Consider the following 13,520-nt stretch of genomic DNA (forward strand, 5'->3'; position numbering starts at 1 on the left):
TTTTCTGACAGACATCATAAAAAGCCGGCAATATGAAAACAAACGAATTAAATTCATATTTACTTGAATTATTTTAATAATTAAACTTGCATGTTCTTTCAACAATCAGGTGGTTGAACCATGCTTGAAATTAAACATCTCAAAACGCTCTCTGTTTTGGCCGAGCAGGGTAATCTTGTCAAAACCGCCGAAACGCTTTTTATGACGCAATCGGCGCTCTCACACCAGATCAAACAGCTTGAAGATCACTACCAATTGAAGTTGTTCGAACGCAAAAGTCAGCCGTTACGGTTTACGCCGGCTGGCAAAACCTTGTTGCAGTTGGCGCAGGTTGTTCTGCCGGGCATACAACAAGCAGAAGTGGCCTTAAAACGTCTTGCGTCCGGTGAACAGGGAAGGTTAAAAATAGGGGTGGAGTGCCATACCTGCTTTGAATGGTTGTTGCCTCTGTTGCGGCCGTTTCAGGCGCAATGGCCCAACATTGACGTGGACATTGTCAGTCGATTTAGCGTGGATGCATTGTTGGCATTGCGTCAGGGGCAACTCGATTTGGTGATTACTTCAGATCCGATTGAGCGGGCCGATTTGGATTTTCATCCCCTTTTCAGTTATGAAATCCTATTGGTGTTACCGCCGAATCACAGATTGCTTCAAAAGGCCTGGATAGAGCCGCAGGACCTGGTGATAGAAACCCTAATTTGTTACCCGGTGGAGGAAGAGAAACTGGACATTTTCAGTCAATTTCTACGACCTAACAAACTGCGACCAAAAGCCACCGAATATACGGATATGACCTTAATGATGTTGCATCGCGTAGAAAGTGGGCATGGGGTTTGCGCTCTGCCGAAATGGTTGTTGGATACGCAGGAAGAGTTTAAACATCTGCCCAGAAAACGACTTGGTCAAAATGGACTTTGGTCCACTCTCTATGCGGCGATTCAATCGAGCCAAGCGGCGACACCTTACTTAAACGACTTTATGGATAGGATTAAACTGAGCAGACAATAAATGCACAGCTGGCAAACAAATCGTTTTGATCAATGAAAAAACTTAACAGGCCGGCTAGGAAATGTTTTCTTACCCGGCCTGTTGAGTTTTCGCGCCTTTTAAATCGCCGCTTTTTACGTGATTGCCGATAGGCGAAAAAATCCCTTATTGCTGCCTTACCTTTCATTAGGGGTTGTTTTTGTTATTTTTTTGATTACACTAACAAATGTTAGTTAGTTTATAAAATAGTCAGATCACTCAACCGGAATCCTGAAAATGAATACATTGAAAATCACGATCGCATTGGCCCTCTGCTGTGGATTTTTCCCTTTGGGAGGTGTTGCTTCCGATGCCTATACAGAAGGCTTTGAGCGCTATGCCGATGAAATGAAAAAGTTTGAAAATTACGGTCTGATGCAGGCCAGCGCCGCAACCTATGCCAAAGAGATGCAGCAGGTGTTAAGAAAACAGGGCTATATCGGCAAGCGTCTGCCGATTCCTCAGGCGGTTGAGGTGACCGATGGCGTTTATACGGTGGTCGGCAGTTTGATCTGGCACAATCCCGCCAACTTCGGCTTGAACAACAATTTGAGTTTTATGGTGTTTGAAGACGGCGTGTTTGTGTTCAACGCCGGAGCCAATCCGGCCTTGGCCTACACGTTACACCAGCAGATCAAACAGGTGACCGACAAACCGGTCAAATGGGTGGCGGTCGAGAACAGTCAGGGCCACGCCTATCTCGGCGCGGGCTATTGGGTGGATCAGGGCGTCAAACACCTCTATTCCCATTCGCTCGCCAACCGCGATTTCCATAAGGGTTTCGACGCCATCAAAGCCAGTTGGGGTAGCCGTGTCGGCCACGAATTGACCGAAAGCGCACGCGACGTATCCCCTCTTTTCACGACCTTTGACGATACCATGACCGTCGAGGTCGGCGGTGGTGAAACCGTTCAGCTTATGAATTTTGGGCCGGGGCATACGCCCGGTTCAACGGTGGTGTATGTTCCGCAGCGCAAGGTGGTTCTACCGGGCGATTTGGCTTACAACGAGCGTATGCTGGCGCTGTTTGCCTATACCGATACCCGCAAATGGGTGGAGTCTTTCGAACGCTTTATGGACGCCATTCCGCATGACGTCACCGTGATTCCGGGGCACGGCGCACCCACAACGATGCAGCAGGTCAAACAGGATACCTACGATTATCTGAAGGATATGCATCAGCAGATCGGCAAACTGATCGCCGCTGGCGGAACCGAGCGCACTCTCGAGCAGATCGACCAGAGCGCCTATGCCGACAGACCGGTGTACGAACAGACCTACCGCAACAACGCCCTGCATATCTATCTGGAATTCACCGGCGGCGATCTGGGGGTAAGCAATGAATAAAACGCTGCAAACAGGGATTTACCGAGGTTTTTGGGTTCTGAATTAGGAAAAAGATATGCATCGAATTAGCAATAAAATCTGGATTTACTGGTTTATCACCGACCTGCTGTTGATAGCCGATGTGTTTGGCTGGTTTGCCGGTTTGCAGCTGGCGCTGGCCTTAACGTTGATTCAAGTGGTGCATTTCGGCGTCGAACAGCGTTCGTTGACGGCGTTTGCCACTCAGGTGCGGATTGCCTATGCCTTGCTGTTGCTGGCGGCATTCTGGCCGCCGCTGTATTGGCTGATCTATCCGGTGATTCTCGGCACCACGGCGATGGTGCTGTTCGATTACTGCTTCCTGGCGCGTTTTATGTCGCTGATGCCGTGGAACCATAAGCAACCCTATTCGGTTGGCATGATTGTCGGCACCTTTTTCAGCAAGCCGGTGGCCGGTTCGGTTCAAAAAATCTAATATTGGGAGGGATGATGATGTCCACCTTTAAAAACACCTGGTTCCGCGACCCGAATGAAGAGGTGTTGTTTATCAATGAAACCGCAGTGCGCATCCGCGCCGGTATGATGATTGTGATTCCGCTGTTTATGGCGCTGACGCTGTTTGATGTGCTTTACACCTCGCCGTGGATAGTGGATGCCGCCACGGTCGAAGACACTTACGAAGTGACCGAAGCCTCGCAAATCATCTATAGCGGGCAGATGACGCAGCGCGTTTACGACTACACTGCACAGACGGCCCTGCTGTTCTACGGTCTGTTCGAACTGCTTGTAGGTATGACGGCGTGGTCGTCGCGGTTTTCGCCGACCATTCAGATTGCCTCCTTCCTGGCGCGCAATAAAACGCCGGTGTGGAAACCCATTGCTCCGAAACGTTTTGCCTGGGGGTTGGGGATTTCATTGGCAAGTTTCTGTCTGGTGTTTTTCAACCCCGACACCTTTGCCAATGGCGTCAACAGTCTGTTCAATGGCGAATGGCTGCCGACCACCACCAACTACATTCCCTACGAGATTCCGGTGACGCTGGTATGGGTCTGTTTGGGCATGGTCTGGCTCGAAGCGGTGCTGGGTTTCTGTTTAGGGTGTAAAATACACGCCTTACTGGTTAAATTGGGTATGATTAACGAACCCTGTTACGCCTGCAACAATATTGACTGGGACGCCATCCGCGCCCGACATGAAGCCAAATCCTGACGCAAACCCCGATGTTATGAGCCAACTAGACACCAAACAACGTATTCTGCAAACCGCGGCCGAACTCTTTGCCGCCAAGGGGTTCGACACCCTGACGATGCGCGACATTGCCGCGGCCTGCCATATCAAAGCGCCTTCGCTGTACAACCATTTCAAGGACAAACAGGCGCTCTATCAGGCCACTTTGCAATACGTTTTTGGTCAGCAGGGTGGGGAGTTGGAGGCTTGTTTGCAAGCCGCCGTGCCGGCACAGCAAAAGCTGGATAATTTTATTGCATTGGCGTGCCGGCAGATGGCCGGCGATGTGATTTTCAGACAACTGTTTATCCGCGAACTGCTGGTGCCGGACGAAGCGCATCTGCAGTTTCTCGCCCAGGTCGTCATGGCCGATACCTGCCGTGCGTTGCACGACGTCTTTGTGGAGATCAACCCAAAATGCGACCCGCATTTTCTCACCACCAGTCTGATGGCACTGCTGTTTTTCCATTTTCAGGCCAATCCGCTGCGCCCAATGCTGCCGGGCGGCAGCGAACAGGCGCAAAGCACAGAATACCTCACCGCTAATATTCAGGCAATGATGCAGAATCAATTGCAAAAATAAACCTTTGCAAAACCGAACAGGCCGGGTTTTAAAAAGATTTAATGTGGGTGAGATTAGAATAGGTTGTCTCCCTACTGTATTTTTTGTATGGTTTTCGGGTGGCTTTTTGCCTACAATTGTAGGCAATTCTTGTTTTCTGGGAGAAAATGATGACAACCAGCGTCAGAATCAACGATGAGTTTTATTTAGAGGCCAAGTCGCAAGCCAAAGCCGAGTTACGTTCGATTCCCAACCAGATTGAATATTGGGCGCGTATTGGTAAAACCGCGTTGGAAAATCCGGAGTTATCGATTGAAGCGATCAAGTCGCTGTTGCTGTCCAAACATCAAGAGTCCGAACCATTTGAATTCCGCGATGGTCAATAAACGGTAAAAGATGGTTAAAATTCTACAAAAACCGGCGTTTAAGCGGATTTACAAAAAACTGCATAACAACCAGTTAAAAGATGTTAATCAAGCGATTCAACGCATTGTCCAAACGCCTCAAATCGGTACCGAAAAGAAAGGGGATTTAGCGGGCGTGTATGTTTATAAGTTTGACTGCATCAATCAGCAATTTCTACTGGCTTATGAATGGGATGAAACCTCACGAACCCTGTTGCTGTTAGGCGTGCATGAAAATTTTTACAGGGATTTAAAAACCTGAATTCAGATAAAAAATTGGGTATGTAAATTTTGTGATTGTTTTGTCCACAATTTATATTTTTCTCAAGCAGTCAAAAGCATCCAAAATAGGAATTGTGAATACCTTGAGATGCCCCTTTTCTTTGCTTGCCCAAAGAAAAGAGGCGAAAAGAAAAGGCACCCCTACTCGTCTCGTGAAGCCGGACTAAGCCTCAGGCTCTGGCGATTTCGAACTCGCAACCAAAGGTTGCTCAGACAGCTCATCGCTTTCAGAGCCTTTCGCCAAGTCTGGCTAACACTCAACTCAAAGGGGCCGAACTTACCCCTCCTCAAGAATATTTATTAGGCGTAAAGTCTATTGATAACAATCACAAAATTTACATACCCAAAAGATTTCACCACAGAGACACAGAGGCACAGAGTTTTTTGGAAAACAAAGGCCATTTGCCAACCGCTCTTTTCTCAACTCCTCTGTGCCTCTGTGGTTCAAAACGCTCTTAACCCGGCCTGTTGAGTTTTTAAAATCCAAAACAACGCACGTTTTAATGCGCCTCATCCCAATTATTACCCTGACCGACTTCGACAATCAGCGGCACCTTCAATTCCAACGCCGATTCCATTAACGGTTTGATGTGTTCAATGGCGGCATCCAAATCCTTTTCCGCGACCTCAAACACCAGTTCATCATGCACCTGCATCAGCATCTGCACATCCAGATCGGTGTGGTTGAGCCACTCCTCGATATGAATCATCGCGGTTTTGATAATGTCCGCCGCCGTGCCCTGCATCGGCGCGTTGATGGCGGTGCGTTCGGCATACTGGCGCAGCTGGCCGTTGCTGGCGTGGATGTCGGGCAGGTACAAGCGGCGCCCCATCAGGGTTTCCACATACCCTTTGGCTTTGGCGCTCTCCTTGGTGGTTTCCATGTAGCGTAATACGCCCGGATAGCGTGCAAAATAGAGGTTGATGTACTCCTGCGCCAGATTGCGCCCCACGTTCAACTGTTTGGCCAGACCGAACGCCGACATGCCGTAGATCAGACCGAAGTTGACCGCTTTGGCGCTGCGACGCTGTTCGGTGGTGACGGCCTCCAGCGGCACGCCGAAAATCTCCGCCGCGGTGGCGCGGTGGATGTCCTGCCCGTGGGCAAAGGCGTTCAGCAGGCCGGCATCATTCGACAGATGCGCCATGATGCGCAACTCAATCTGCGAATAGTCAGCCGCGACGATCTTGTAGCCGGGGCGGGCGATAAAGGCCTGACGGATGCGGCGGCCTTCCTCGGAGCGCACCGGAATATTCTGCAGGTTCGGCTCGGTGGAGGAGAGGCGGCCGGTGGAGGCCACCGCCTGCTGATAGGAGGTGTGCACCCGGCCGGTGCGTTGATTGATCTGCTTGGGCAGCGCATCCGTGTAGGTCGATTTGAGTTTCGCGAGGCTGCGGTACTCTAAAATAAGAGTCGGCAGTTCGTGACCCTGTTCGGCCAGTTCCGCCAGCACCGGCTCGGCGGTGGAAGGCTGGCCTTTGGGGGTTTTCTTGATGACCGGCAGATCGAGGTTTTCAAACAGAATCACCTGCAGCTGCTTGGAGGAGTTGAGGTTGAAGACCTCGCCGGCGATCAGATGCGCCTGCTGTTCCAGTTTGGCGAGTTTGTGGCTGATCTCTTCGCTCTGTTCGGCGAGTTTGGCGGTGTCCAGCAGCACGCCGTTTCTTTCCATATGCGCCAGCACCGGCATCAGCGGCATTTCAATCTCAGTCAGCACCTTTGCCAGACTCGGCTCGGCCTGCAGTTGCGGCCATAGCGTCTGGTGCAGGCGCAGGGTCACGTCGGCGTCTTCGGCGGCGTAGGGCGCGGCGGTGTCGATGTCGATCTGATTGAATGTCAGCTGTTTAGCCCCTTTGCCGGCGATTTCCTCAAAATGGATGGTGCGGTGGTTGAGGTATTTCAGCGCCAGATCGTCCATATTGTGGCGCGTGGCGACGCTGTTGAGCACATAGGACTCCAGCATGGTGTCGAAACGCATGCCGCGCATGGTGATGCCGTGATTTTGCAGCACATGCCAGTCGTATTTGAGGTTTTGACCGCATTTGGCGACATTTGCGTCTTCCAGCAGTGGTTTGAGTTGGGCGAGCACGGCGTCGCGGTCAAGTTGTGGCGGCGCGCCGTCGTAGTCGTGCGCCAGCGGAATATAACAGGCTCTGTGGGTGTCGCCTTCGGCCACCGCCAAGCAGACACCGACCACCTGCGCTTCCATGGTATCCAAGGAAGTCGTTTCGGTGTCGATGGCGACCAGTTCGGCGCTTTGCAGACGTTGCAGCCAGCTTTCAAACTGCGCTTGGGTAAAGACGGTTTCGTAGCCGGAGGGGTCAATCGCGACCGTCTGGCGGTGAATCGTTTCGGCCGACTGGTTGGTTTTAGAGGCATTCGCGGCGACACTTGCTGCAACATGTGCCGGATTGCTGCCGTTCTTTTTGGTAATGGTCTGGCTGTGCGCCTTGGCGCCGTTGGATTTGGAAAAGGGCGCATGACCCGCCATGACCTGATTCAACCAGGTTTTGAATTCGTATTCGGCAAACAGTTCCTGCAAACGCGCCAGATCGGGCGGCTGGCGGTTGATGTCGTCTAGATGCACCGGCAGGTCGCAGTCGGTTTTAATGGTGGTCAGCTGGCGCGACAGCTTGAGTTGATCGAGGTTGTCGCGCAGGTTTTCGCCGATTTTGCCGCCGATCAGCGAGGCGTTTTCCATCAGACGGTCGATGGTCTGGTGCGATTGCAGCCATTTGACGGCGGTTTTGGGGCCGCATTTGGGGATGCCGGGAATATTGTCGGCGCTGTCGCCCATCAACGCGAGGTAGTCGATAATCTGGTCGGGTCGCACGCCGAATTTCTCCAGCACGGTTTCCGGCGTGGAAAGCTGGTCGTTCATGGTATTGATCAGCGTGACGTGCTCGTTGACCAACTGCGCCATGTCTTTGTCGCCGGTGGAAATCAGCGTGTCGTGTTCGCTTTCGGTCGCCTGGCGCGCCAGGGTGCCGATGACGTCGTCCGCCTCGACCCCTTCAATCACCAATAGCGGCAGACCCAGCGCCTTGACGATTTCCTGCAAGGGCGCAATCTGGCTGCCCAACTCTTCCGGCATGGGCGGACGGTGCGCCTTGTATTCCTTGTACATGTCGTGGCGGAAGGTTTTGCCCTTGGCATCGAACACTACCGCCATTTTCTCCGGCTGGTACTGTTCGATGAGTTTGCCGAGCATGTTCACCACCCCGAAAATCGCCCCGGTGGCCTGGCCTTTGGAGTTGGTCAAAGGCGGCAGCGCGTGAAAGGCGCGGAACAGGTAGGAGGAACCATCCACCAGAATAAACGGGCTTTCGGGATTGGTGGTGAGTTGCATATTCGATTCGGTCATTTTGGGGCCTGTTATGGTAAAATCCTTCGACGTATTTTAACCAAATTTTCAATTCATTGAGGGCTTTGCGCCAACCCGCTGTTAAAGCGCCACCGCAATGTCCTGTGCAAGAGACGCTTTTATGTCTGTTTATACTGTTGTTGACGAGTCCCAGCTCAAGCTTTTTTTACAAGATTATGCGGTGGGCGAACTGGAATCTTTCAGCGGCATCAGTGCCGGGATCGAAAACACCAACTATTTTGTGAATACCACCTTGAACGGCGAAATCCGCCGCTTTGTATTGACCATCTTCGAACACCACACCTTTGAAGAGCTGCCGTATTTCCTCAATATTATGGCGTTTATGGCGGAGCACCATATTCCGACGGCGCATCCGATTCCGACGCTCTCCAACGGCTATCTGAAGGAACTCTACGGTAAACCGGCCGCTTTGGTGGAAAGATTGAACGGCGGCGGGGTGGATCATCCGTCCGCCAAGCAATGCGCGGTGATGGGCGAGCAGCTGGCGCGTTTTCACCAGGCCGGTACCGATTTTGAACAGTACCGCGCCAACGACCGCGGGTTGGACTGGATGCAGGCGACCTTTGCGTTGATCGAGAAGTTCCTGCCGGAAGACGAAAAACAGCTGATTGCCAATGAACTGAATTTTCAAAGCCACATCGATTGGCAGGCCTTGCCGCAAGGGGTGATCCACGCCGATCTGTTCTGCGACAACGCCTTGTTTGACGGCGACGAACTCTCCGGCATTATCGACCTGTATTACGCCTGCAACAGTGCGCTGCTGTACGATCTGGCGGTCATGGTCAACGACTGGTGCCGCATTCCGCACGACAATCCGGCTAAGATCGAGTTCGATGCCGAGCGCATGGAGCAGATGGTCAAGGCTTACAAACAGCAGCGTCCGCTGAACGAGGCGGAACAAACCGCCTGGCCCGCGGCGTTGCGTCTGGCGGCGTTGCGTTTCTTTTTGTCGCGCCTCAAGGACAAACACATTCCGCGCGAAGGCGAAATGACCCAGATCAAAGACCCGAATGTGTTTAAACGCGTGCTGCAACTTCACCAGAAAACACCGTTTTAAAACTCAACAGGCCGGGTAGCGGGCGGCAAGGCGGCAGGTAAGCGCTAATACAGGAGTGCAGGCGCATGGATATGAAGGATAAGGTTGAACAGGCCAAGCAGATTCTCAAGCAGATCAAGCTGCACAGCATCCCGCCCGAAATTCTTGAGTTGGAGGCGATGCTGGACAATCCCAACCCCAATACCGCCGAGGTGGCGCGGGTGTTGGCGCATAATCCCGAGGTGTTGGGTGAATTTCTAAGCCTGACCAATCGCGTGCTGAACCGTCAGGAGGACGACCTGATTCTGGATGCGGCCAGCGCCGTCCATCTGCTGGGGCTTAACGACATCCGCTACCTGTTTCTGAGCGGTTACCTGATTAAAAACCTGCCCACTTCCGAAACCGATCAGAAAGTGGTGCTGCACAGCATGCGTGCCGGCATCGCGGCGGCGGAGCTTTCCCACTGGATTTACGGTCTGGGTCGCTGCGAAGCCTATCTGGCCAGTTTTATGCAGGATGTCGGCGCGCTCTACATGATGCGTTACGACCCCGAAGACTATGCGCAGACCTACTTCAGCCGCCAGCTGGATTACCCGCTGAGCGCCTACCGCGATGAGGAAAATCATTACCAGACGGCGCACACCTTTGTCGGCGGGCTGATTGCCAAACGCTGGAATCTCGGCAATTTGCTCTACCGCAGCATCGTATTTCACCACCACGACAACCTGCTGGAAGTGGCCACGTTTGACCCCAAAGCGGCGCAGATGGTCGCCGCCAACCGTATTGCCAACTATCTGGTGTTCAAACTGTTTTCCGACCATTTTATGACCAAGGAGCTGGAGCGCTTTTTTGAAGAGGCACAGGCCTTTTTGAATCTGCCCGAAAACGCGCTGCACGCCGCCGAAGCCGCTTTGCAGAAGTGGGGCTGGGGTTCCGGGTTTCATTTGAGCAGCCACTAAGATGTTACGGATGGAAGCGTAATGCCGGACACTTTTACCAACCCCGAAGCCAATCTGGCGTTACGTACGGCGGCGGAGATTTTAGGCAATGGAGGCGTCATTGCCTATCCTACCGAGGCGGTTTACGGCTTGGGATGCGATCCGTTCAACGAGGCGGCGGTGCAAACACTGTTTCACGTGAAACAGCGCCCGATGGAAAAGGGGGTGATTCTGGTGGCCGCTTCGGTGGCGCAAATCGCGGCTTATGTGCAGTTGACGGGCATGCCGTGGGAGCAGAAGGTGCTGGCGACCTGGCCGGGGCCGGTCACCTGGGTGTTGCCGTTGAAACAACCTTTGCCGGAGTGGATTACCGGCGGGCGTGATACCGTGGCGATCCGCGTGTCGGCGCATCCGCTGGTACAAGCGCTTTGCGAAGCGTTCGGCAAGCCAATCGTCTCCACCAGCGCCAATCTTTCGACCCGGCCGCCGGCCAAATCGTGCGACGAGGTCAAAGCGGTGTTTGCCGATCAGGTGTTCTGTCTTGAGGGAACGTTGGGTGAGCTGGCGCAACCCACCCAGATTTGGGATGCCAGAAGCGGCGAGCGCTTGCGCTAACCGCGCTATGACCCGGCCTGTTGAGTTTTTTCAGGCCAAAATTGCACGTTTGCTTCCTGTCTATTTCTTGGCTTTTAAATAAAGCCCTTCGACTTTTTTAGCGACTTTTTGCAAGTCTTTGATGCGGTTATCGGGTGCCGGGTGGGTGCTGAGGATTTCCGGTGTGCCGCCGTTGCCCATTTTGCTCATTTTTTGCCAGACATTTACCGCCGCATAGGGGTTGTAGCCGGCGCGCGCTGCGAGTTCCACGCCCATGCGGTCAGCTTCGGTTTCATGGGTGCGGCTGTTGGGCAGGGTCAAGGTGACATTCAGCGCCATGGCGGTGGCGTCCAGTGCCGGGCCTTGAATGCCAGTAAACACTTGCAGGGCGGTCAGGCCGATCTGCGTCAGCTGCGCTTCCGAAGCGCGTTCGCGGCCGTGCTCGCGCAGAGCGTGCGCCATCTCGTGCCCCATAATGGCGGCGATCTCATCATCCGTTAAAGCGAGTTTCTGGATAATGCCGGTGTAAAAGGCGATTTTGCCGCCGGGCATACACCAGGCGTTGAGTTGGTCGGATTTGATCAAATTGACCTGCCAATCCCACGCCGGCGCGTCCTGGCGGAACACGGCGGTTTGCGGAATCAGGCGCTGTGCGACCGTGCGGATGCGGCCGAGCATGACCGCATCGGTATTCAGGGTTTTCTTCTCTTTGGCTTCCTTCAGAATGGCGTCATAAGCCTGGCTGGCGCCCTGCGTCATCTCCTGCGAGGAGAGCAGCATCAACTGCTGGCGTTCGATGCCGACGGCGCCTTGTCGGGTGGTTTGGGTATTGACGCAGGCACTGCTGGCCAACAGCAGCGACCCGATTAAAAACGATTTAATCAATCTCATGGCGTGTGTCTTATATTCTTATTGAGTGCTACCAAATACACGTTTCAACAGTTCGGTGGTTTGTTTGGCCGGATCCTTGCGGATGGCCTGTTCCTGCTGTGCCAGATAGTAGAACAGGCCGTCCAGGCTTTTTTGGGTCACGTGGTTTTGTAAATCCGCTTTGACATCGGGCACAAACGGCAGGTTTTTGTAGTTGGCAATGGCTTTGTCATAGGCGCTGACGGCACCGACGCTATTGAGGGTTTCTTCGATGATCGGCTGCATTTTGGCCTTGAGATCATCGGAGGTTTTGGACTTTAAATACTGGGTGGCGGAATCCTGCGGGCCTTGATAGATTTTCTGCACATCCTCAAACGTCATGTTCTGAATGGCGTTCAGAAACAGGCTCTTGGCTTGCGGGGCGGCCGCTTCGGCGGCGCGGTTGAGTTTGAGTTCCACGTCATCCATCAGATTTTGCATGCCGAATTTCGACAAGACATCTTTAACGGTTTGCAGGTTCTGCGGCAGCGGAATATGGATATGGCTATCGGCGTTAAATCCATCCTCAGCACCGAGCTGTTTGACTACCGCCTCCGAACCCAGGCTGAGCGCCTGCTTAAAAGCACTGTTCATATCTTGGGTAGTGATGGCGCTGGTCGAACCGGCGGTATTTGTTTGTTCAGTTGTGTTGGAACCTTTTAACAGGTCAACCGCCTGTTCCCACCAGCTGGCCTGTGCAAAAGGGGTTGAGCAGCACAATGCGATGGCAAAAACAGTACGAAGTGTTTTGTTGGGCATAAGAAATTCGCCTTATTTTTAGAGGGTTAAGGCATTATAACCCAATTTCAGGGATGAAGGCTTTGCCGACTTTTTGGGTTTTTCGGGTTAAAATGGAGCCTTTAAAGACAATCAATTGGAATGATTATGGCGGATACACAACTGAACATCGAAGCGGTCAAAAATTACTTGTTGAGCCTGCAGGACGATATCTGTGCGCAGTTGTCGGAAGAGGACGGTTCGGCCGAGTTTATTATCGATGAATGGCAGCGCGAGCCGGATCACGGCACCATGGGGTTGACCGGCGGCGGACGCACCCGCGTGATGGAAGGCGGAGCGGTGATTGAAAAAGGCGGAGTCAATTTCTCGCACGTTTTCGGCAAGTCACTGCCGGCTTCCGCCACCGCGCACCGTCCGGAACTGGCGGGGCGTTCGTTCCAGGCGCTGGGTGTTTCGCTGGTGATTCATCCGCGTAATCCGTATGTGCCGACCTCCCACGCGAATGTGCGTCTCTTTGTGGCCGAAAAAGCCGGTGAAGAGCCGGTCTGGTGGTTTGGCGGCGGGTTTGATCTGACCCCTTACTATCCGTTTGAAGAGGATGTTTTCCACTGGCATCTGCAATCCAAAGAGGCCTGCAAACCGTTTGGCGAGGAGATTTATCCCAAATACAAAGCCTGGTGCGACGAGTATTTTTATCTCAAGCATCGCAACGAAACCCGCGGTGTGGGCGGTCTGTTTTACGATGATTTGAACACGGCGACCTACGGTTGGGATTTTGAAACCTGTTTTGCGTTTATGCGTTCGGTGGGAGATCACTATATCAAGGCCTATCGTCCGATTGTAGCGCGCCGCAAAGAGATGGAATACGGCGAACGTCAGCGCGATTTCCAGCTATATCGTCGTGGCCGCTATGCGGAGTTCAATCTGGCGTTTGACCGCGGCACGATTTTCGGTTTGCAGACCGGCGGGCGTACCGAGTCGATTCTGATGTCGATGCCGCCGCTGGCGACCTGGAAATACGATTATCATCCGGCGCCGGGCACCGAAGAAGCGGAGTTGTACGATTATCTGACGCCGCGCGACTGGCTGTAG

At 53.1% G+C, this 13,520-nt stretch carries 14 protein-coding genes; 11 read left to right on the top strand and 3 right to left on the bottom strand.

Annotated elements, in window-relative coordinates:
• Nucleotides 1-120: 120 nt before the first annotated feature.
• From HZ297_RS07980 to HZ297_RS08010, 7 genes are all read left to right on the top strand, one after another.
• A complete protein-coding gene (locus HZ297_RS07980) occupies nucleotides 121-1,008 on the top strand; it encodes a LysR family transcriptional regulator (protein WP_178862511.1) in 888 nt (295 codons plus the stop codon).
• Between the two features lie 255 nt (nucleotides 1,009-1,263).
• Nucleotides 1,264-2,373: an MBL fold metallo-hydrolase gene (locus HZ297_RS07985; RefSeq protein WP_178862513.1), complete on the top strand. Its 1,110-nt coding sequence runs from the start codon at nucleotides 1,264-1,266 to the stop codon at nucleotides 2,371-2,373.
• Between the two features lie 55 nt (nucleotides 2,374-2,428).
• Entirely contained in the window at nucleotides 2,429-2,827 is a 399-nt protein-coding gene (locus HZ297_RS07990; protein WP_178862515.1) for a hypothetical protein, read from the top strand.
• Between the two features lie 17 nt (nucleotides 2,828-2,844).
• Nucleotides 2,845-3,561 carry a DUF4395 family protein gene (locus tag HZ297_RS07995; protein ID WP_343034786.1) on the top strand — a complete coding sequence of 239 codons (717 nt, stop codon included), beginning with the start codon at nucleotides 2,845-2,847 and terminating at the stop codon, nucleotides 3,559-3,561.
• A 16-nt stretch (nucleotides 3,562-3,577) separates the two neighbouring features.
• A complete protein-coding gene (locus tag HZ297_RS08000) occupies nucleotides 3,578-4,162 on the top strand; it encodes a TetR/AcrR family transcriptional regulator (protein ID WP_178862519.1) in 585 nt (194 codons plus the stop codon).
• 149 nt (nucleotides 4,163-4,311) lie between these two features.
• Nucleotides 4,312-4,527: a TA system antitoxin ParD family protein gene (locus tag HZ297_RS08005; protein WP_178862521.1), complete on the top strand. Its 216-nt coding sequence runs from the start codon at nucleotides 4,312-4,314 to the stop codon at nucleotides 4,525-4,527.
• Nucleotides 4,528-4,537: 10 nt separating this feature from the next.
• Nucleotides 4,538-4,807 (top strand): type II toxin-antitoxin system RelE/ParE family toxin, encoded by a 270-nt coding sequence (locus HZ297_RS08010; protein WP_178862523.1) that lies wholly within the window; start codon nucleotides 4,538-4,540, stop codon nucleotides 4,805-4,807.
• Nucleotides 4,808-5,327: 520 nt separating this feature from the next.
• Here HZ297_RS08010 and polA read toward each other — a convergent pair.
• Nucleotides 5,328-8,192, bottom strand: coding sequence for a DNA polymerase I (gene polA, locus HZ297_RS08015; RefSeq protein ID WP_178862525.1), 2,865 nt, complete (start codon nucleotides 8,190-8,192; stop codon nucleotides 5,328-5,330).
• A gap of 121 nt (nucleotides 8,193-8,313) precedes the next feature.
• Here polA and HZ297_RS08020 point away from each other — a divergent pair, with 121 nt between their 5' ends.
• From HZ297_RS08020 to tsaC, 3 genes are all read left to right on the top strand, one after another.
• The gene (locus HZ297_RS08020) at nucleotides 8,314-9,270 is read left to right on the top strand and encodes a homoserine kinase (RefSeq protein ID WP_178862527.1); all 957 of its coding nucleotides are present in this window, start codon (nucleotides 8,314-8,316) and stop codon (nucleotides 9,268-9,270) included.
• Nucleotides 9,271-9,335: 65 nt separating this feature from the next.
• Nucleotides 9,336-10,208, top strand: coding sequence for an HDOD domain-containing protein (locus tag HZ297_RS08025; RefSeq protein WP_178862529.1), 873 nt, complete (start codon nucleotides 9,336-9,338; stop codon nucleotides 10,206-10,208).
• A 21-nt stretch (nucleotides 10,209-10,229) separates the two neighbouring features.
• Complete coding sequence (gene tsaC / locus HZ297_RS08030; RefSeq protein ID WP_178862537.1) at nucleotides 10,230-10,802, top strand: L-threonylcarbamoyladenylate synthase type 1 TsaC; 573 nt, start codon at nucleotides 10,230-10,232, stop codon at nucleotides 10,800-10,802.
• A gap of 60 nt (nucleotides 10,803-10,862) precedes the next feature.
• Here the strand turns inward: tsaC and HZ297_RS08035 are convergent, their stop codons facing one another.
• Nucleotides 10,863-11,672, bottom strand: a complete 810-nt coding sequence (locus tag HZ297_RS08035) for a M48 family metallopeptidase (RefSeq protein ID WP_178862539.1) — start codon at nucleotides 11,670-11,672, stop codon at nucleotides 10,863-10,865.
• Between the two features lie 18 nt (nucleotides 11,673-11,690).
• Nucleotides 11,691-12,449, bottom strand: a complete 759-nt coding sequence (locus HZ297_RS08040; RefSeq protein ID WP_178862541.1) for a DUF4197 domain-containing protein — start codon at nucleotides 12,447-12,449, stop codon at nucleotides 11,691-11,693.
• Between the two features lie 126 nt (nucleotides 12,450-12,575).
• Between HZ297_RS08040 and hemF the strand changes: the two genes are divergently transcribed.
• Complete coding sequence (gene hemF / locus HZ297_RS08045; RefSeq protein WP_178862543.1) at nucleotides 12,576-13,520, top strand: oxygen-dependent coproporphyrinogen oxidase; 945 nt, start codon at nucleotides 12,576-12,578, stop codon at nucleotides 13,518-13,520.

Source organism: Thiomicrorhabdus cannonii (genome assembly GCF_013391695.1).
Taxonomy (GTDB): Bacteria; Pseudomonadota; Gammaproteobacteria; order Thiomicrospirales; family Thiomicrospiraceae; genus Thiomicrorhabdus; species Thiomicrorhabdus cannonii.